This is a genomic window from Streptomyces sp. NPDC093089 (genome assembly GCF_044754405.1).
Classification (GTDB): Bacteria; Actinomycetota; Actinomycetes; order Streptomycetales; family Streptomycetaceae; genus Streptomyces.
The window spans coordinates 385,238-404,090 of the sequence record NZ_JBIVPA010000001.1 but is presented as its reverse complement, the minus strand read 5'-3'; the positions used below and the strand labels follow the sequence as shown (position 1 = coordinate 404,090).

General features: G+C 72.7%; 17 protein-coding genes. 9 read left to right on the top strand and 8 right to left on the bottom strand.

What is annotated here, in order from left to right; all coding sequences use genetic code 11:
• Positions 1-73: 73 nt before the first annotated feature.
• On the bottom strand, positions 74-802 hold the full coding sequence (locus tag ACIQFX_RS01930) for a hypothetical protein (protein WP_402457838.1): 729 nt from the start codon (positions 800-802) through the stop codon (positions 74-76).
• Between the two features lie 299 nt (positions 803-1,101).
• On the bottom strand, positions 1,102-2,772 hold the full coding sequence (locus ACIQFX_RS01925) for a protein kinase (protein ID WP_402457835.1): 1,671 nt from the start codon (positions 2,770-2,772) through the stop codon (positions 1,102-1,104).
• A 276-nt stretch (positions 2,773-3,048) separates the two neighbouring features.
• On the opposite strand from ACIQFX_RS01925, the gene ACIQFX_RS01920 reads away from it, so the two are divergent.
• The gene (locus ACIQFX_RS01920) at positions 3,049-4,641 is read left to right on the top strand and encodes a protein kinase (protein ID WP_402457832.1); all 1,593 of its coding nucleotides are present in this window, start codon (positions 3,049-3,051) and stop codon (positions 4,639-4,641) included.
• Positions 4,642-4,696: 55 nt separating this feature from the next.
• Here ACIQFX_RS01920 and ACIQFX_RS01915 read toward each other — a convergent pair whose 3' ends face one another.
• From ACIQFX_RS01915 to ACIQFX_RS01905, 3 genes are all read right to left on the bottom strand, one after another.
• Positions 4,697-5,764, bottom strand: coding sequence for a phosphotransferase (locus ACIQFX_RS01915; RefSeq protein ID WP_402457828.1), 1,068 nt, complete (start codon positions 5,762-5,764; stop codon positions 4,697-4,699).
• A gap of 15 nt (positions 5,765-5,779) precedes the next feature.
• Positions 5,780-6,235 (bottom strand): pyridoxamine 5'-phosphate oxidase family protein, encoded by a 456-nt coding sequence (locus ACIQFX_RS01910; protein ID WP_402457825.1) that lies wholly within the window; start codon positions 6,233-6,235, stop codon positions 5,780-5,782.
• Between the two features lie 236 nt (positions 6,236-6,471).
• On the bottom strand, positions 6,472-7,131 hold the full coding sequence (locus tag ACIQFX_RS01905) for a response regulator (protein WP_402457822.1): 660 nt from the start codon (positions 7,129-7,131) through the stop codon (positions 6,472-6,474).
• 343 nt (positions 7,132-7,474) lie between these two features.
• Between ACIQFX_RS01905 and pdhA the strand changes: the two genes are divergently transcribed.
• The 6 genes from pdhA to ACIQFX_RS01875 all read left to right on the top strand — a co-directional run bounded on the left by pdhA (position 7,475) and on the right by ACIQFX_RS01875 (position 13,805).
• Positions 7,475-8,668 (top strand): pyruvate dehydrogenase (acetyl-transferring) E1 component subunit alpha, encoded by a 1,194-nt coding sequence (gene pdhA, locus ACIQFX_RS01900; protein WP_402457819.1) that lies wholly within the window; start codon positions 7,475-7,477, stop codon positions 8,666-8,668.
• Positions 8,669-8,670: 2 nt separating this feature from the next.
• Positions 8,671-9,651 (top strand): alpha-ketoacid dehydrogenase subunit beta, encoded by a 981-nt coding sequence (locus tag ACIQFX_RS01895; RefSeq protein ID WP_402457816.1) that lies wholly within the window; start codon positions 8,671-8,673, stop codon positions 9,649-9,651.
• A gap of 31 nt (positions 9,652-9,682) precedes the next feature.
• The gene (locus tag ACIQFX_RS01890; protein ID WP_402458551.1) at positions 9,683-11,113 is read left to right on the top strand and encodes a dihydrolipoamide acetyltransferase family protein; all 1,431 of its coding nucleotides are present in this window, start codon (positions 9,683-9,685) and stop codon (positions 11,111-11,113) included.
• Between the two features lie 100 nt (positions 11,114-11,213).
• Positions 11,214-11,735: a hypothetical protein gene (locus ACIQFX_RS01885; RefSeq protein WP_402457814.1), complete on the top strand. Its 522-nt coding sequence runs from the start codon at positions 11,214-11,216 to the stop codon at positions 11,733-11,735.
• Between the two features lie 88 nt (positions 11,736-11,823).
• Positions 11,824-12,498, top strand: coding sequence for a GntR family transcriptional regulator (locus tag ACIQFX_RS01880; RefSeq protein WP_402457811.1), 675 nt, complete (start codon positions 11,824-11,826; stop codon positions 12,496-12,498).
• On the top strand, positions 12,495-13,805 hold the full coding sequence (locus tag ACIQFX_RS01875) for a nitrate/nitrite transporter (RefSeq protein WP_402457808.1): 1,311 nt from the start codon (positions 12,495-12,497) through the stop codon (positions 13,803-13,805). The genes ACIQFX_RS01880 and ACIQFX_RS01875 overlap by 4 nt, the downstream gene beginning before the upstream one ends.
• 6 nt (positions 13,806-13,811) lie before the next feature.
• Here ACIQFX_RS01875 and ACIQFX_RS01870 read toward each other — a convergent pair whose 3' ends face one another.
• Entirely contained in the window at positions 13,812-14,639 is an 828-nt protein-coding gene (locus ACIQFX_RS01870; RefSeq protein WP_402457805.1) for a maleylpyruvate isomerase family mycothiol-dependent enzyme, read from the bottom strand.
• 155 nt (positions 14,640-14,794) lie between these two features.
• Between ACIQFX_RS01870 and ACIQFX_RS01865 the strand changes: the two genes are divergently transcribed.
• The gene (locus ACIQFX_RS01865; protein ID WP_402457801.1) at positions 14,795-15,592 is read left to right on the top strand and encodes a carbon-nitrogen family hydrolase; all 798 of its coding nucleotides are present in this window, start codon (positions 14,795-14,797) and stop codon (positions 15,590-15,592) included.
• A 70-nt stretch (positions 15,593-15,662) separates the two neighbouring features.
• Here ACIQFX_RS01865 and ACIQFX_RS01860 read toward each other — a convergent pair whose 3' ends face one another.
• Positions 15,663-16,271: a hypothetical protein gene (locus ACIQFX_RS01860; protein ID WP_402457798.1), complete on the bottom strand. Its 609-nt coding sequence runs from the start codon at positions 16,269-16,271 to the stop codon at positions 15,663-15,665.
• 126 nt (positions 16,272-16,397) lie between these two features.
• Positions 16,398-16,889: an LURP-one-related/scramblase family protein gene (locus ACIQFX_RS01855; RefSeq protein WP_402457796.1), complete on the bottom strand. Its 492-nt coding sequence runs from the start codon at positions 16,887-16,889 to the stop codon at positions 16,398-16,400.
• Between the two features lie 148 nt (positions 16,890-17,037).
• Between ACIQFX_RS01855 and ACIQFX_RS01850 the strand changes: the two genes are divergently transcribed.
• Positions 17,038-18,831 carry an NHL domain-containing thioredoxin family protein gene (locus ACIQFX_RS01850; protein WP_402457795.1) on the top strand — a complete coding sequence of 598 codons (1,794 nt, stop codon included), beginning with the start codon at positions 17,038-17,040 and terminating at the stop codon, positions 18,829-18,831.
• Positions 18,832-18,853 lie beyond the last annotated feature (22 nt).

The window sequence follows — 18,853 nt, the reverse complement described above, 5'->3', positions numbered from 1 at the left end:
CCCTCGGGGACAACCGCCCTGAGACGGAAGCGGCAGCTCCGCCTCAAGGGGGACCGGGCGGTCCGCGGGAGCCTCAGCGGCGGCGCATCCGGAGGCCGAGGAAGCCGATCCCGAGCCCCATCAGCGCCAGCCCCGCGCCCAGGGTGAGGACGGGAATCCGCTGGTCGGCGAGGGTGGGCGCGGCCTCGGCCGCCAGCCGGGAACCGGCGGCCGGCAGGGTGGCCGGCGCCGCCTCGGGCAGCACCGCGTCCTCCTCGCGTACCGCCTCCGGCTCCTCCTCGACGGCCTCCTGTTCCCCTTCGTCTGTAGCGGTTTCGGTACGAGAGGGGCCCGGCGACGGGGCCGCCGCACTCTCGGATGCCGCCTCGGGGCGTCCGGGCCGCGGCCGCCCCTCCCCGGCCGGCCGGCCGGCCAGCGAGGCGGAGCCGCTCGGCGCGGGAGCGTCACTCGGCCCGGCACTCGGCCCGGCGGGGGAGCCCGAGAGGGTGCCGGTTCCGGTGCCGGTGGGCGCGGCCGCCGGGGACGCCGGCGTGCCGACCGCACCGGTGCGCCCCGGTGAGGCGGTGCCCGTGCCCGTGGTCGGAGCGGTCGCGGACGGCGCGGTGGAGGAGGGGGACGCGGAGGGCGCCGCCGGGGTGGTGCCGGTGGGCGCGGGCGTCGGGGCCGTGGTGCCCACCGCGGTGTGCGGAGGGTCGGCCGGATGGGCGAGGGGTGCGGCGTACAGGGCGCACGCACCGACGAACGCGCAGGTGAGCGCGGGGCGGAGAGCCCGCGCCCGTGCCCTGCGGACTGCTGGAGTCACCGGGTGACCCCCTCCCGTGCCGAGCCGCCGAGGTGGTCAACTCAGCGTCACATGACGGGACGTTTCCGGCATCCGGGCGGTGGCGGCGGGTGTACGGAGCGTACGGCGGGGGCGGCAGGCATCCGGGCGGTCGGCACGCGTACGGCGGGGCGCCAGGCGTGCGTACAGCCGTGGCGCCGGGTGTGCGGCGGGAGCGCCAGGTGTATAGCTGTGGCGTCAGGCGTCAGGCGTCAGGCGTCAGGCGTCAGGCGTACGGCGTACGGCGGTGGCGGCTCGGCCACCGCCGTACGGGGCGTCCGCTACTGCGGCGGGTTGCCCGTGGAGATCTTGAGGGTGAACTCGGCGTCCTTGTCGGTGATGTCCTGGCCGGCCGGCGGGTACTGCTCCAGGACCGTGTCCTTGCCGTACGTCGACTCGTCCACCGGCGTCTGGGTCATGATCTTCCACCCGGCCGCCTGGACGCAGGCCTTCACCGACTGGAGGTTCTTGTAGGTGAAGTTGGGCACCTCGAACTTCTCGGGGTCGTCGCTCGACTCCTCCGGCTGCGTGCACTTCTTCGTGTCGACGGTCTTGGTCAGGTCGGGGCCCTTGTGGCCGGGGGCCGCCGTCTGGGTCTGCTGGGTGCCGGTCCCGCCGGTGCCGCCCGCCGTCGGGTCCTTCTCCTCGTCGAGGTTGAGCGCCACGATGAGGCCGCCGACGGCGAGGAGGGCGACGACGATCGCGCCGACGAGCACCGGGGTGTTCCGCCGGGAGCCGCCGGACGCGACGGGCGAGGGGCCGGGCGCGTACGGCGCGGGGGCCGGGATGTGCGCGTACGGCGCGGGCGTCGGGGCGGCGGCGTACGGCGCGGGCGTCGGCGCGGAGGCGTAGGGCGCCGGCGTCGGGGCCTGCTGGGGGTAGCCGTACGAGGGGCCGGGTGCCGGGGTCGAGGGGCCGTACGGGCCGGGCTGCGGCGTCGGCGGCTGGTACGGCTGCTGCACCCCGTGCGGGGCGGGCGGCGGGGTCTGGCCGACCGGCGGGAAGACCGCCGAGCCGACGCCCGCGCCGCTGCTGACCGGACCGCCCTGGACGATGACCGGGGCGCCCGTCTGGCCCGCCGACAGCACCCGGAGGCACTCGTCGCGCATGGCAGCCGCGCTCGGGAACCGCTCGTTCGGGTTCTTCCGGAGCGCGCGGGCGACGAGCGCGTCCATCGCCGGCGTCACCGACCGGTTGACGGTCGACGGGGCGACCGGCTCCTCCTGCACGTGCGCGTAGGCGATGGCGAGGGGGGAGTCGGCGTCGAAGGGCAGACGTCCCGTCAGCAGCTGGAAGAGCATGATGCCGACCGAATAAAGGTCGGAGCGGGCGTCCACCGCGCGCCCGAGGGCCTGCTCGGGGGAGAGGTACTGGGGGGTGCCGACGACCATGCCGGTCTGCGTCATCGAGGTGACCCCGGACTGCATGGCGCGCGCGATGCCGAAGTCCATGACCTTGACCACGCCGCGCTTGGTCGTCATCACGTTGCCGGGCTTGATGTCGCGGTGGACCAGGCCCATCTCGTGGCTGACCTCCAGGGCGGCCAGCACGTCGGCCGTGACCTTGAGCACCTTGTCGGCCGGCATCGCGCCGTACTGCTGGACGTCCGCGGCGAGGACCGAACCGAGCGGCTGGCCCTCCACGTACTCCATGACGATGTACGGCATGACGGCGCCGTCGAGGGTGTCCTCGCCGGTGTCGAAGACCGAGACGATGTTGGTGTGCGACAGCTTCGCGACGGCCTGCGCCTCGCGGCGGAAGCGCTCGCGGAACGACTGTTCCCGGCCGAGTTCGGTGTGCAGCGTCTTGATGGCGACCTGCCGGTCCAGCGCGCTGTCGTAGGCCAGGTACACGGACGCCATGCCGCCCTCGCCGAGAAGATCGCGCAGCTGGTACCGGCCGCCCGCGACCGAACCGCCCGCATAGCGGCCCTGTGCGCCGTCCTGGCTCATCTGTGCTTCCCCCTACGCGCGCGGTGGCGGCGTTGATCCGGATTTTCTCGGCCAAGTCTGCCCGAGGGCAGTGACACGTCAAGCCGGGTGCCCGTTCCGTGACCCTCCGCACAGGAACCCTCTCCGAAACGTTTCGGCCACGGTCGGACGATGCCACCGAATTTGCACAGGTGTACGGGGACGGGGTTGGATGGCCGGTCCATCTCGGACCGTGATGTCGTACGGAGCCTGTAGCGTGACGACTGGACACGGCACGACAGACGACGGCGAGGACTGATGGCACCCGAATCCGGAGCAGGCGGCGGTGTGCCGGACTCGGCAGCGGAGTCCTGGGGCGTCGGCGGCGTCGTCGGCGACGGACGTTACCGTCTGACGCACCGTCTGGGCCGCGGCGGCATGGCGGAGGTCTTTGCCGCGGAGGACGTACGGCTCGGCCGCACGGTCGCGGTGAAGCTGCTGCGCGCCGACCTCGCCGAGGACCCCGTCTCCAAGGCCCGCTTCACCCGCGAGGCGCAGTCGGTCGCCGGCCTCAACCACCATGCCATCGTGGCCGTGTACGACTCCGGCGAGGACCTGGTGTCCGGTCGGCCCGTGCCGTACATCGTGATGGAGCTGGTCGAGGGCCGCACCATCCGCGACCTGCTGCTCAGCGCCGAGGCGCCCGGGCCCGAGCAGGCCCTCATCATCGTCTCCGGCGTCCTGGAGGCACTCGCCTACTCGCACCAGCACGGCATCGTGCACCGCGACATCAAGCCGGCGAACGTCATCATCACCCACACCGGTGCGGTGAAGGTCATGGACTTCGGCATCGCCCGTGCCCTGCACGGCGCGCAGTCGACGATGACCCAGACCGGCATGGTCATGGGCACCCCGCAGTACCTCTCCCCCGAGCAGGCGCTCGGCAAGGCCGTCGACCACCGCTCCGACCTGTACGCGACGGGCTGCCTCCTCTACGAACTCCTCGCGCTGCGGCCCCCCTTCACCGGCGAGACGCCGCTCTCCGTGGTGTACCAGCACGTGCAGGACGCGCCCGTCCCGCCGTCCGAGGTCACCGCGGGGGTGCCGCCGGAGCTCGACGGCCTGGTGATGCGCTCCCTCGCGAAGGACCCGGACGACCGGTTCCAGAGCGCCGAGGAGATGCGCGGGCTGATCCAGTACGGCCTGCAGATGCTCCATCAGCACGGCGGCCACACCGGCACCTGGAACACCGGCCCGGTCGACATGCACGACGGCGGGCGCACCCCGGCCGGCGGCATGGCCGCGACCGCCGCGATGGGCCACCCGATGCACGGGGAGACCGCGCAGCGCCCGATCCTCCCGCCGATGAACCCGGACGACGGCGGCTACGGCGGCTACGACGGCGGCACGGGCGGCACCGGCGGCTACGGCCAGGACGGGTCGTACGGCTCGCAGGGCGGCAACGGCGGGCGGGGCAAGCTGTGGCTGTTCGTCGCGCTCGCGCTGATCGCGGTCGTCGCCGGCGTCGTGTACGCGGTCGACAAGGCGAAAGACAAGAACGGCGACGTGAAGACGCCGACGACCGTCAGCAACTCGCCGTCGACGGCCTCCGAGGAGCCCACGCCGTCGGAGGAGCCGACCGACGACCCGACGCAGGACTCGGGCACCTCGGACGGCGGCTCCACCCAGGAGCCGTGGAACCCGCCGCCGACGCACCAGCCGACGGAGCCCACGGGCACCCCGTCGACCGAGGCGCCCACGGAGACGACGACGCCGCCGCCCACCGACCCCACGGGCTCGCCGACCGGCACGGCCACGACGCCGACCGACCCCACCACGGACCCGGGCACCGACCCGAGCGACGACTCGGGCGGCAACCCGGGCACCCCGCCGACCACCGGCGCCCCGTGACCCGCCGACACGGCGCGGGCCCCGAAGGCCCTCGCCCTGATCGGCGGGACACCGCCTAGCCGGCGAACGCGTCGCGCACCGCCTCGTACTCGCGGGTCCACCAGACCGCCAGGGCCGACACCGCAGGGAACTGCGGGTCGGCCCTTCGGTCGTGCAGCTGGTAGCGCCAGCGCAGCGTCCAGAAGTCGTTGAGCCGCTCCCACCACACCCGGTGGGCCGCGACCGCCAGCTCGCCGCCGCACGCCCCCGTCGCCCGCCGGTACGCCCGCGCGTACGCCCGGACCTTCTCCAGGGCCAGCTCGCCCCCGGGCCGTACGAAGAAGATCGCGGCGGCCCTGACCGCCTCCTCGGCCCTGGGACGGACCCCGAGCCGGTCCCAGTCGACGATCGCGGCGGGCTCGGCGCCCCGGTACAGCAGGTTCAGGGGGTGGAAGTCGCCGTGCACCCAGCCGGCGGCGGCGGCCGGCGGGGGCCGCCGGTGGGCGTGCTGGGCGAGCAGCCGGCGGCGCTCCCTGAGCCGGTGCTCGGCGAGTGCGTCGAAGCTGTCGCGGGGGCGGTGCGCGCGGGCCAGGCCGATCAGTTCGTCGATGGCCCGGAAGGTGTCCGGGAGGTCGGCGCTCGCGCGGTCGTCGGCGCCCCCCCGGCCGTCCGTGACGGTGGGTTCCATCACCCGGTCGAGTGCGGTGTGGACCTGGCCGAGGAGGGTGCCGAGGCGGCGGGAGCAGCCCGCGGTGAGCTGGGCGCCGTCGCGGTGCCGGCCGTCGATCCAGGGGTGCAGGGCGTAGCAGTGGCCGTCGACGACGGTGACCGTGCGGCCTTTGGCGTCGGCGAGCGGCGGGGCGACGGGCAGGCCGAGGGCGTACAGGCGCTGGGTGGCGCGGTGCTGGCGGACGATGGTGGCGCGGTCGGCGGTGGGGGCGTCCAGGTGCTGTTTCAGGAAGTACGTGCCGCGGGTGGTGGTGAGCCGGAAGCCGCGGTTGAGCAGGCCTTCGGCGACGGGTAAGCAGGCGAGGGGCTCTCCGGCGTGCCGATGGCGGCGCAGCAGGGCGCCGACGGGCGGGGCCCCGGACGGACGGGGGTGCCGTCCGGCGGGGACGGGGAGGGGTTCAGATGAGCGCGGCACCCGCCAGATGTTAGATCACGCTACGTGGTGAAGGTGTCGCCGTACGGAGGGCCCGGTGGGTGCGGTCGTCGGGGTCTCGCTCGCGTAGTCGAGCGCGTGCACCGTCACGAACTGCGGTTCGACGCGCATGAAGACCGGGACGAAGGGCTCGCCGTCCACGAGCTCCGGCTCGGGCCCGAAGGCCGCGAGTTCCGCGGCGGTCGGCTCGACGATCTCCGCGGTGCCGGTGAACTGCACGGACCACAGGTTCTCGGACCCCGAGTCGAAGTTGTCCGCCCCGTACGCGACGACGCTGCCGTTGCAGGCGCGGTGGTAGCCGAGCCCCTGGTGCATCCGGAGCAGGACGCGGCCGTCGGCCACGATGTGCCGGGCGGGGGCGACGAACGGCATCGCCCGCATGCTCGTCGCCACCCGGCCGTAGGACACGCGGCGGAGCAGCTCGATGGCGCGGTTCTCGTCGGTGGTGGACATGGTTCCACTCTCCGCCACCGGCACCGTGTCGGAAAAGGGGCCCCTGCCCCGGTTTCGCGGGGACGTAGGTCCCGAAAACCACCTGGGTCCCCGGTCTGGTCCGTACGGGTGAGGTGCGGACCGGACCGGAGCCCGGGGGTTCGGCGCCGAGGCCGGTGGTGCCCGGCGGCCGGTGGATCAGCGGATCAGGGAGGGCGGTGGATCAGGGAGGGCGGTGGGTCAGGGAGGGCGGTGGGTCAGTGGCGCTCGGCCTGGAGCCGTGCCACGTACGCCGCGGCCTGCGAGCGCCGCTCCATGCCCAGCTTCGACAGCAGGCTGGAGACGTAGTTCTTGATGGTCTTCTCCGCGAGGTGGAGCCGCTCGCCGATCACCCGGTTGGTCAGGCCCTCGCCGATCAGGTCCAGGATCCTGCGCTCCTGATCCGTCAGGTTGGCGAGCCTGTCGTCCCTCTTCGGGTTGTTGCCGTCGCGCAGCCGCTCCAGGACGCGGGCGGTCGCCACCGGGTCGAGCAGCGACTTGCCGGCCGCCACGTCCCGTACGGCGTTCAGCAGCTCGTTGCCCCGGATGGCCTTGAGGACGTAGCCCGAGGCCCCGGCCATGATCGCGTCGAAGAGCGCCTCGTCGTCGGCGTACGAGGTCAGCATCAGGCATTTGATCGACTCGTCGTGCGAGCGGATCTCGCGGCACACCTCCACGCCGCTGCCGTCCGGGAGCCGGACGTCGAGCACGGCGACGTCGGGGCGGGTCGCGGGGATCCTGACCAGCGCGTCCGCCGCCGTTCCGGCCTCGCCGACCACTTCGATGTCGTCCTCCACGGAGAGCAGCTCGTGGACGCCGCGCCGGACGACTTCGTGGTCGTCCAGCAGAAATACCCGGATTTTTCCATCTTCGCGCACGCAGTCAGTCTCACATATTGGCTCTTCCCGCGCCCGGGGTGCGCGGGATAACGTGCCCGTTGTTCCGGCGGCCCCTCAAGCCGCTGCCAACGCGCTGACCAGCCGCGCTTCCCGCTTTTCTCGATTTACTTGGAAATCCAAGCAAAATCGCAGGTCAAGTGGGGTTTCGCGGGAATGCTGCGCTGTGGGTAACGTGCCTATGACAGGGGCGCTCGCCGGGGCACCTGTCACGCCCGACCCCGGCCGCGTCGCACCCACCCCGTGCGAAGGGTACGGATAAGGCGGAGAGCCGCACTGGCCTTGCCGGCGAACCCGGGGGCCGGACCGACGGAGGAGCACGCACGTGACCGTGGAGAGCACTGCCGCGCGCAAGACGACGCGACGCAGCAGCGGCACCAAGCGCACCGCAAGCGCGAGCACGAGCACCACCAAGAAGACGAGCACGCGCGCCGAGGCGGACGCTGTGGAGCCCGAGCTCGTCCAGCTGCTGACGCCCGAAGGAGAGCGCGTCCAGCACCCCGATTACGACATCGACCTGAGCGCCGAGGAGCTGCGCGGTCTCTACCGCGACATGGTCCTCAGCCGTCGCTTCGACGCCGAGGCCACCGCGCTCCAGCGCCAGGGCGAGCTGGGTCTGTGGGCGTCGCTGCTCGGCCAGGAGGCCGCCCAGATCGGTTCCGGCCGCGCCCTGCGGGACGACGACTACGTCTTCCCCACCTACCGTGAGCACGCCGTCGCCTGGTGCCGCGGGGTGGACCCCACGAATCTGCTGGGAATGTTCCGCGGTGTGAACAATGGTGGCTGGGATCCCAGCACCAATAATTTCCACCTGTACACGATCGTTCTCGGTTCGCAGACCCTGCACGCCACCGGCTACGCCATGGGCATCGCCAAGGACGGCGCGGACTCCGCCGTGATCGCGTACTTCGGTGACGGCGCCTCCAGCCAGGGCGACGTGAACGAGTCGTTCGTGTTCTCCGCGGTGTACAACGCCCCGGTCGTGTTCTTCTGCCAGAACAACCAGTGGGCCATTTCCGAGCCCATCGAGAAGCAGACCCGCGTCCCGCTCTACCAGCGTGCCCGCGGCTTCGGCTTCCCCGGTGTCCGCGTCGACGGCAACGACGTCCTCGCCTGCCTGGCCGTGACCCGCTCGGCGCTGGAGCGCGCCCGCCGCGGCGAGGGCCCGACGCTCATCGAGGCGTACACCTACCGCATGGCCGCCCACACCACCTCCGACGACCCGACCCGCTACCGCCGCGACGCGGAGCGCGAGGAGTGGGAGGCCAAGGATCCGATCCAGCGTCTCAAGACGTACATGGAGAACGAGGGCCACGCCGACGCCGCCTTCTTCGAGGCGCTGGAGGCGGAGAGCGAGACGCTCGGCAAGCACGTCCGCGAGGTCGTCCGCGCCATGCCCGTCCCGGAGCACATGGCGATCTTCGACAACGTGTACGCGGACGGGCACGCGCTCGTCGACGAGGAGCGGGCGCAGTTCGCCGCCTACCAGGCGTCCTTCGAGGGCGGAGAGGCCGAGTAACCATGGCTGTTCAGAAGCTTCCCCTCGCGAAGGCGCTCAACGAGTCGCTGCGCAAGGCCCTGGAGACCGACCCCAAGGTTCTGATCATGGGCCTGGACGTCGGCAAGCTCGGCGGCGTCTTCCGGATCACCGACGGGCTGCAGAAGGACTTCGGCGAGGACCGGGTCATCGACACCCCGCTCGCCGAGTCCGGCATCGTCGGCACCGCGATCGGCCTCGCCCTGCGCGGCTACCGCCCGGTCGTGGAGATCCAGTTCGACGGCTTCGTCTTCCCCGCGTACGACCAGATCGTGTCCCAGCTGGCGAAGATGCGGGCCCGCTCGCTCGGCACGGTGAAGATGCCGATCGTCATCCGCATCCCGTACGGCGGCGGCATCGGCGCCGTCGAGCACCACTCCGAGTCCCCCGAGTCGCTCTTCGCGCACGTCGCGGGCCTCAAGGTCGTCACCCCGGCGAACTCCAACGACGCCTACTGGATGCTCCAGCAGGCGATCCAGAGCGACGACCCGGTCATCTTCTTCGAGCCCAAGCGCCGCTACTGGGACAAGGGCGAGGTCGACACCGAGGCCATCCCGGGCGAGCTGCACAAGGCGCGGGTCGCCCGCGAGGGCACGGACCTCACCCTGGCGGCCTACGGCCCGATGGTGAAGACCTGCCTGGAGGTGGCCGCGGCCGCCGCCGAGGAGGGCAAGTCGATCGAGGTCGTGGACGTGCGCTCGATCTCCCCGCTCGACTTCGACACCATCCAGGCCTCGGTCGAGAAGACCCGCCGCCTGGTCGTCGTCCACGAGGCGCCGGTGTTCTTCGGCTCCGGCGCGGAGATCGCCGCCAGGATCACCGAGCGCTGCTTCTACCACCTGGAGGCCCCCGTCCTGCGGGTCGGCGGCTACCACGCGCCGTATCCGCCGGCGCGCCTGGAGGAGGAGTACCTGCCGGGTCTGGACCGCGTGCTCGACGCCGTCGACCGCTCGCTGGCGTACTGAGGAGAGCACCGTGACGATCCGCGAATTCAAGATGCCCGACGTGGGCGAGGGCCTCACCGAGGCCGAGATCCTCAAGTGGTACGTCCAGCCCGGTGACACCGTCACCGACGGCCAGGTCGTGATCGAGGTCGAGACGGCCAAGGCCGCCGTCGAGCTGCCGATCCCCTTCGACGGCACGGTCCACGAGCTGCTCTTCCCCGAGGGGACGACGGTCGACGTCGGCCAGGTCATCATCTCGGTGAACGTCGGCGGCGGCGCCGCGCCCGTGGCCGAGGCCCCGGTGGCCGAGGCCGCCCCGGTGGTGGCGGCCCCCGCCGCGCCGGCGGCCGAGGACGACGAGCCCAAGGGCCGCCAGCCGGTCCTCGTGGGCTACGGCGTGGCCGCCAGCTCCACCAAGCGCCGGGCGCGCAAGGCGGCGTCGGAGCCGGCGGGCGCGAGTGCCCCCGTCGCCGCCCCGGCTCCCGTCGCCGCCCCGGCTCCCATCGCCGTCTCCGTACCCGAGCAGCTCAACGGGCACGGGCCGGCCGGTGACCGGCCGCTGGCCAAGCCGCCGGTCCGGAAGCTCGCGAAGGACCTCGGCGTCGACCTGGCGACGGTCACCCCGACCGGCCCGGACGGCATCATCACCCGTGAGGACGTCCACGCGGCGGCCGCGCCGGTGGCCGCTCCGGCGCCCGCGCCGGTCGTCGAGGCCCCGGCCGCGGCGCCCGTGGCGGCCCCGGCGGCGGTGCCCGCCGCGGCGACGGCGGGTGCGTCGGAGGCCCGGGAGACCCGGGTGCCGATCAAGGGCGTGCGGAAGGCGACGGCGGCGGCGATGGTCGGCTCGGCCTTCACCGCGCCGCACGTCACCGAGTTCGTGACCTTCGACATCACGCGCACGATGAAGCTCGTCGAGGAGCTCAAGTCCGACAAGGACATGGCGGGCCTGCGGGTCAACCCGCTCCTTCTCATCGCCAAGGCCGTGCTCGTCGCGGTCAAGCGCAACCCGGAGATCAACGCGGCCTGGGACGAGGCGGCGCAGGAGATCGTCCTCAAGCACTACGTGAACCTGGGCATCGCCGCGGCCACCCCGCGCGGTCTGATCGTGCCGAACATCAAGGACGCGCACGCCCAGACCCTGCCCGAGCTCTCGAAGTCGCTGAGCGAGCTCGTCGCCACCGCCCGCGAGGGCAAGACCACCCCGGCGGCGATGCAGGGCGGCACCTTCACCATCACCAACGTCGGCGTCTTCGGCGTCGACACCGGTACGCCCATCCTGAACCCCGGCGAGTCCGCGATCCTCGCGGTCGGTGCGATCAAGCTCCAGCCGTGGGTCCACAAGGGCAAGGTGAAGCCCCGCCAGGTCACCACGCTGGCCCTCTCCTTCGACCACCGCCTGGTCGACGGCGAGCTCGGCTCCAAGTTCCTCGCGGACATCGCCGCGGTCCTGGAGCAGCCGAAGAGGCTCATCACCTGGGCGTGAGGCCCGAGTTGCGACGTTTCACGTGAAACACCCGGCCGGGGATGACACCATCCCCGGCCGGGTGTTTCCCTTTGTGTCTCACGCTTCGAGGGGGAAGTCCATGGGACAGCTGGGGCCGCTGGAACTGGTCGGGGACCGATGGGTGATAGGTGATCCCGAGCGCGCCGGAGGGATGTGCCTGGTCCTGACCGCCGAAGGCATGGAACACCGGGCGAACGGCACTGCGGAGCCGCTGGAGGTCCTGCCGTGGTCCAGGGTCATGGAGCTGGGCATCCGCACCACCTACCGGGCCTGGATGGCGACCCGCGGCGGTACCGCACTCGTCTGGGCCGCCCAGTCGGACGCCATCGACATGGGCCGCGACGCCTGCTCCGTACACGCCCTCGTGCGCCATCCGTACGACGACTGGTACGCGCGCTACAGCCACCACGAGCGCCGCTACACGGGTGTGCACATCTACCTCGTGATCGAGCTCTTCCGGGCGCTCTCCGAGGCGAAGCTGACGCATCGGCTGGGCGACGCGGAGTGGCTCGGCGCGGTCGTCGAGCAGGTGGCGCCCCTGCCGCACCGGCGGTCGTCGGTCCGGCGGATCCGCGAGATCATCGCAGCCGTCTCCGTCTGATCCAGGCGGCGCCCGGCCCCTCCGGCTGCCGCGTCCACATCCCGGACGAGGCTGCCTGTTGCACCTCTGTTGTATCTATGCTGTGCGCATGCCATCAGCGCCCGCCGGTCCCGTCCCGCTGCCCACCAAGCAGCCACCCGCCGCCGACCGTGTCTACATGCACGTCAAGCAGGCCGTGCTCGACCGGCGTTACGAGGGGGGAACCCTGCTGACCGAGGGCGAACTCGCGGACGCGGTGGGGGTGTCGAGGACGCCCGTGCGCGAGGCGCTGCTCAAGCTGGAGATGGAAGGGCTGCTCAAGCTCTACCCGAAGAAGGGCGCCCTCGTCCTCGCCGTCTCCGCCCAGGAGATCGCCGACGTCGTCGAGACCCGGCTGCTCGTCGAGGAGTTCGCCGTCCGCCGGGCCGTGCCCGCGCCCGCCTCGCTGATCGCCCGCCTCGAGGAGCTCCTGGAGGAGCAGAAACTGCGGGCCGCGGCCGGGGACCTCGCGGAGGTGGCGGTCACCGACCGGTGCTTCCACGCCGAGATCGTCCAGCACGCCGGCAACCAGATCCTCTCCCGCCTCTACGACCAGCTCCGCGACCGCCAGCTGCGCATGGGCGTCGCCGTGATGCAGTCCCAGCCCGACCGCGTCGCCAAGAACATCACCGAGCACGCCGAGATCCTCGACCGGATCCGCGCCGGCGACGTCGAGGGCGCGGCCCACTGCGTCCGCCAGCACCTCAGCTGGGTCAAGGTCCTGGTCCGGGGTGAGTACCGGTGAACAGGTCCTACGGATCCGCCGTCACCCTCCCCGGCGACCCGCCCGGCGGCCGCCGGGCCGCGCTCGTCTGGGGCGTCGGGGTCGCCGTCTACTTCGTCGCCGTCATCTTCCGGACGTCCCTGGGCGTCGCCGGCCTCGACGCCGCCGACCGCTTCGACGTCAACGCCTCCGCGCTGTCCACCTTCTCCATACTCCAGCTGCTCGTCTACGCGGGCATGCAGATACCCGTCGGCCTCATGGTCGACCGGCTCGGCACCAAGAAGGTCCTGGCCCTCGGCGTGGTCCTCTTCACCGTCGGCCAGCTCGGCTTCGCGCTCTCCCCCACGTACGGCACCGCGCTCGCCTCCCGCGCCCTCCTCGGCTGCGGCGACGCCATGACGTTCATCAGCGTCCTCAGGCTCGGCTCCCGCTGGTTCCCGGCCCGCCGCGGCCCGCTCATCGGCCAGGTCGCCGCCCTCTTCGGCATGGCGGGCAACCTCGTCTCCACCGTCTTCATCGCCCGCGCCCTGCACGGCCTCGGCTGGACGACCACCTTCGTCGGCAGCTCGCTCGCCGGCGTCGTCGTCCTCGTCCTGCTGCTGCTGTTCCTCAAGGACCACCCCGAGGGGTACGAGCCCCGGCCCTCCACGCACGCGGGCGCCGCCTTCGTCCGCCGGCAGATCGCCGAGTCGTGGCGGGAACCCGGCACCCGGCTCGGCATGTGGGTCCACTTCACCACCCAGTTCCCCGCGATGGTGTTCCTGCTGCTGTGGGGGCTGCCGTTCCTCGTCGAGGCGCAGGGCCTGTCCCGGTCCACCGCCGGGGCCCTGCTCACCCTGGTGGTGCTCTCGAACATGGTCGTCGGCCTCGCGTACGGGCAGATCATCGCCCGCCACCACACGGCCCGCGCCCCGCTCGCCCTCGGCACCGTCGCGGCCACCGCCCTGCTGTGGGCGACCACCCTCGTGCACCCCGGCGACCACGCCCCGATGTGGCTGCTCGTCACCCTGTGCGCGGTCCTCGGCGCCTGCGGGCCCGCGTCGATGATCGGCTTCGACTTCGCCCGCCCGGCCAACCCGCCGGAGCGTCAGGGCACCGCCTCCGGCATCGTCAACATGGGCGGCTTCGTGGCCTCGATGACGACGCTGCTCGCCGTGGGCGTGCTGCTGGACGCGACCGGCGGCAACTACCGGATCGCGTTCTCGTCGGTCTTCGTCCTGGAGGCGGTCGGCGTGGTGCAGATCCTGCGCCTCAAGGCCCGCACCCACCGCAGGGAACGGGAACGGCTCGTGGCCAGCCGCGTCGAGGCCGTCCACGTGCCCGCGTAGGGCGACCTACCGGGGCGTCACCGCGAAGTTGTCCAGGATGGCCCGCGCCAGGTCCTCGTCACCCTCCGCCTTGACCCGGTCGGCCACGTCGGCCGGCCGGACCCGGCCGCAGGCGAGGCGGACGAACGTCTCCCAGTCCGTCGCCAGCGTCACCGCGGGGCCCAGCGACGGCGCGCCGTCGATCGAACCGCGGCCGTCCGCGTCGACCCGCACCGTCCGCAGGAACTCCAGCGGACCGGTCACGTCGAGGACCACCGCGGAGGACGGCGGCGCCCCGGCGTCCTTGGCGACCACCTTGGGCAGCGCCTCCAGGAGCAGGTCCCGGGTGACGTGCGCGCCGGGCGAGTCCAGGTTGCCGGGCACGCCGAGCGCCGTCCGCAGGTCCTGCTCGTGCACCCACACGTCGAAGGCGCGCAGTCGGTAGGCCAGTTCCAGGGACTGCTCGGCGCCCAGGGGTGCGCGGATCAGGTGCTCGGGGGAGCGGTTCTCGTTGCGCAGCTGCCGTGCCCGACGGATCAGGATGTACTCCAGCTCCGAGGTCATCTCCGGCGCGGTGTGGTGCCGCCGCACATCGACCTGCACCTCCATGTAGCGCGCGAAGTCACTGCGTACGTGGTACAGATCGCGCGGCAGGGAGTGGATCGGACGCGGGTCGCCGAGCATCTCCGTCTCCATGCCGATGACATGGGACACGATGTCGCGCACCGACCAGCCGACGCACGGTGTTGGCCGGTTCCATTCGCCCTCCACGAGCGGCTGGACCAGCTCGGCTATCGCCTCGATGGAATGGGTCCAGGCGTCGGCGTAGGTCTGGAGGCTGGGATGGACGGTCACGGGACCCCTCGGCGGTTCTTCGGTGCGCGGGCTGAAAACACGACTGGGTGGGAGGCTCGGACGCTAAGTTACGCTGCCCGAAGGCACCCCGGCAGTGCTTTCGTGTGACGATCGTAGGCCGGTGTTGACGGCTCGAATGCCAGGACGGTGGTAGTGTGCGCGCCTCGCTGATCCAGATCGCGGTAGACCCGGACGAACCGGTCGACGCCCGGCGTGCCCGCGCGGCACGTCTCGTACGGGAGGAATCCGGCCGCGCCGACCTCGTGGTCCTGCCGGAACTGTGGACCGTCGGCGCCTTCGCGTCCGACCTGTTCGCCGCCGAGTCCGAGCCCCTGAACGGGCCCACCCACGCGGCGATGGCGGCCGCCGCCCGCGACGCCGGGGTCTGGCTGCACGCCGGCTCCTTCGTCGAGGCGGAGGGCGGCGCCCTCTACAACACCTCGCTCGTCCTCTCCCCCGACGGGGAACTCGCCGCCTCCTACCGGAAGATCCACCGCTTCGGCTTCGACAAGGGCGAGGCCGTGCTGATGGCCGCCGGCGAGGACCTCGTCACCGTCGACCTGCCGCACCTCACCCTCGGCGTAGGCACCTGCTACGACCTGCGTTTCCCCGAGCTCTTCCGCGGCCTCGTCGACGCCGGCGCCCAGGCCTTCGTCGTCCCGGCCGGCTGGCCCGCCCTCCGCCGCGCCCACTGGACGCTGCTGGCCCGCGCCCGCGCCGTCGAGAACCAGGCCTACGTCCTCGCCTGCGGCACCGCCGGCACCCACGCGGGCGTGGAGCAGGCCGGCCACTCGATCGTCGTCGACCCCTGGGGAGAGGTCCTCGCGGAGGCCGGACCGGACGAGGAGGTCCTCCGGGTCGTCCTCGACCCCGCGAAGGTCGTGACCACCCGCGAGCAGTTCCCGGCCCTCAAGGACCGCGTCCTCGGCGTCCCCGCACCGCACAGCGCCTGAAAGGACGGGTCCGCCGCCGGCCGAGGGCTCAAAGCTCAGGGCTCAGGGCTCAAAGCTCAGGGCTCAGGGCTCAGTACTGCGACTCGGCCCAGAAGCCGGTGATCCGGGAGAGGCCCGCGCGCACCGCGCCGCCGCGGGTGAGGGCCGCCCGGTCCACCCCGGCGAAGACCAGCGCCAGGGCCAGGTCGGCCCCGCCCGCCCGGCCCGACACCGTGACGTCGAGCCGGCGGCGCTTCCCGCGCCCGGCGCCGCGTACGGCCACGGTGACGCCGGGGTCCTCGTCGTCCGCCTCGCGCGCCAGCACCCAGGAGCGCCGGTCCCGCGCCCACAGCCGGTAGCGGTCGCCGCCGTACCGCAGGTGCAGCGCCCGCTGGCGGGCCGTCGCGCCGAGGCGGTTGCGGGTCATCGACACGAGGGCGTCGCCGACGCGGAGGGTCGCCCGGTTGAGGGTCGGCAGCCGGGCGACCTCCGTGTGGACGCCCCGCGTCTCGTACGAGGCTGGGGGCAGCAGACCGCCCCGCAGCTCCGTCACGGCCACCTGCGGAACGCTCTGCCGCAGCGGGGCCTCCACGGTGATCCCGCCGAACTCGGCGGAGTCGCCCCGCCAACCGGTCCGCCGGTCGTACCCCTTCCCCTCCCGCCACGGGCGGAGCGTGAACGGGCTGACGGTGCGGTGCATGCGGTCTCCTCCGTCGGCGTGCGCGTCGCACCAATCTGCGGGGACCGGACCGGAGAAGGCAAACGGCGGTCCCGGAACCGGGCCCACGGGCCCCGCGGACCGGGACGACACCGTCGGACCGCCCTGCTAGTCCTCCCGTTCGCGTTCGGCCATCCTGATCACGCAGACGGCGACGGCGACGAGCAGGGCGGCGTCGGCGTCCTCGCGGACCACGTCGACCGCGTAGGTCTCGCGGACGTGGAACCACCGCCGGGAGATGTGGGCGAGGAGCTCGCCGTCGTACTCGACGACGAACTCCCGGTCCAGGACGCGCCCGCTGACGTCCAGTTCGGTGCCCTCGACGAGGGCCACCCGGTAGTGGTTGCGCAGCAGGGAGAGCCGTTTGCGGCGGATGGTCGCGAGGGGCCGGCCGTCGCGCTCGATCGTCATCGCGTCCCGCAGGCCGAACATCTTCTGCCGCAGGGTGACGAGGACCTGCCCGTCGGGGTCCTTCAGCTCCAGGGTGTCGCGCAGCCGCAGGGCCTTGCCGTCGACGAGGAAGGCGTGGCGGCCCCGCTCGTCCTCGATCCAGTAGTCGTCGCCGATCGCGAAGATCTTGTCCCGCACGAGATATTTCACGGTGCCATGCCTGCCCCGTACGGCGCGCGCCTCACCCGGAGCAGCGGGTGGAGGCGTCCCCGCCCCGCCGGTCCGGGCGGCGGGCCCGGGGACACGCGTGCCCGCCCCGCCCGGCCCCCGCGCGCCACCCGTACGGCACTCTTGAACCATGAACGACTCCGCGCCCACCCCCGCGCCCCGACGTGCCCGTGTCCGCGCCCCCGAGCTGATCGGCAAGGGCGGCTGGCTGAACACGGGTGGAGACGACCTGACCCTCGCCGACCTGCGAGGAAAGATCGTTCTGCTCGACTTCTGGACCTTCTGCTGCGTGAACTGCCTGCACGTCCTCGACGAGCTGCGCGACCTGGAGGAGAAGCACCGCGACACCCTCGTGATCGTCGGCGTGCACTCGCCGAAGTTCGTGCACGAGGCCGAGCACCAGGCCGTCGTCGACGCCGTCGAGCGCTACGAGGTGCACCACCCCGTCCTGGACGACCCGGAACTCGCGACCTGGAAGCAGTACGCCGTACGCGCCTGGCCGACGCTCGTGGTGATCGACCCCGAGGGGTACGTCGTCGCCCAGCACGCCGGCGAGGGGCACGCGAACGCGATCCGCACGCTCGTCGAGGAGCTGGAGGCCGAGCACGAGGCCAAGGGCACGCTCCGGCGCGGCGACGGGCCCTACGTGGCGCCGGAGCCGGTCGCGACCGACCTCCGCTTCCCCGGCAAGGCCGTCGTCCTCGCCGGCGGGAACTTCCTGGTCTCCGACACCACCCGGCACCAGCTCGTCGAGCTGGCGGCGGACGGCGAGACCGTCGTGCGGCGCATCGGCGAGGGCGTGTTCCGCGAGCCGCAGGGCCTCGCGACGCTCCCCGACGGCAAGGTCGTCGTCGCCGACACCGTGAACCACTCGCTGCGCGTCCTCGACCCGGAGACCGGGGCGATCGAGCTCGTCGCCGGCACCGGCCGCCAGTGGTGGCAGGGGTCCCCCACCTCGGGGCCGGCCCTGGAGGTCGACCTGTCGTCGCCGTGGGACGTGGCCTGGTGGCGGGGCAAGGTGTGGATCGCCATGGCCGGCGTCCACCAGCTGTGGACGTACGACCCGGAGACCCGGACCGTGGAGGTCGCCGCCGGTACCACCAACGAGGGCCTCGTCGACGGGCCCGCCGCCGAGGCCTGGTTCGCGCAGCCGTCCGGCCTCGCGGCCACCGAGGACCGGCTGTGGATCGCCGACTCCGAGACGAGCGCCGTGCGCTGGATCGACACCGACGGCGTCGTGCACACCGCCGTCGGCACCGGCCTGTTCGACTTCGGCCACCGCGACGGCGACGCCGGCCAGGCCCTGCTCCAGCACCCGCTGGGCGTGACCGCGCTGCCCGACGGCTCGGTCGCCGTCAGCGACACGTACAACCACGCCCTGCGCCGCTACGACCCCGCCACCGGCGAGGTCACCACGCTCGCCACCGACCTGCGCGAGCCGAGCGACGCGGTCCTGGTCGACGGCGACATCGTGGTCGTCGAGTCGGCCCGCCACCGGCTGACCCGGCTGCGGCTGCCCGAGGAGGCCGTCCAGGTCGACGCGGTCGCCCACCGCACCCGCCGCGAGGCGACCGAGGTCGCCCCCGGCCGGCTCCGGCTGGACGTCGTCTTCCAGGCCCCCACGGGCCAGAAGCTCGACGACCGCTACGGCCCTTCGACCCGGCTCCTGGTCTCCTCGACCCCGCCGGAGCTGCTCGTGGCGGGCGACGGCACCGGCACGGACCTCTTCCGGGAGCTCGACCTGAACCCGGAGGTCACCGAGGGCGTCCTGCACGTCTCCGCCATGGCGGCCTCCTGCGACGACGACCCGGCCAACGAGTACCCGGCCTGCCACGTCCACCAGCAGGACTGGGGCGTCCCGGTGAAGGTCACGGCGGACGGCGTCGCCCGGCTGCCGCTGATCCTCGCGGGCATGGACGGCTAGGGCCCGTGGTACGACGACGGCC

Excerpts from the sequence above, each read along its gene's own strand:
- ACIQFX_RS01925 (WP_402457835.1), bottom strand. The coding sequence starts at position 2,772 with ATGAGCCAGGACGGCGCACAGGGCCGCTATGCGGGCGGTTCGGTCGCG.
- ACIQFX_RS01920 (WP_402457832.1), top strand. The coding sequence starts at position 3,049 with ATGGCACCCGAATCCGGAGCAGGCGGCGGTGTGCCGGACTCGGCAGCG.
- ACIQFX_RS01910 (WP_402457825.1), bottom strand. The coding sequence starts at position 6,235 with ATGTCCACCACCGACGAGAACCGCGCCATCGAGCTGCTCCGCCGCGTG.
- ACIQFX_RS01895 (WP_402457816.1), top strand. The coding sequence starts at position 8,671 with ATGGCTGTTCAGAAGCTTCCCCTCGCGAAGGCGCTCAACGAGTCGCTG.
- ACIQFX_RS01890 (WP_402458551.1), top strand. The coding sequence starts at position 9,683 with ATGCCCGACGTGGGCGAGGGCCTCACCGAGGCCGAGATCCTCAAGTGG.
- ACIQFX_RS01885 (WP_402457814.1), top strand. The coding sequence starts at position 11,214 with ATGGGACAGCTGGGGCCGCTGGAACTGGTCGGGGACCGATGGGTGATA.
- ACIQFX_RS01880 (WP_402457811.1), top strand. The coding sequence starts at position 11,824 with ATGCCATCAGCGCCCGCCGGTCCCGTCCCGCTGCCCACCAAGCAGCCA.
- ACIQFX_RS01860 (WP_402457798.1), bottom strand. The coding sequence starts at position 16,271 with ATGCACCGCACCGTCAGCCCGTTCACGCTCCGCCCGTGGCGGGAGGGG.
- ACIQFX_RS01850 (WP_402457795.1), top strand. The coding sequence starts at position 17,038 with ATGAACGACTCCGCGCCCACCCCCGCGCCCCGACGTGCCCGTGTCCGC.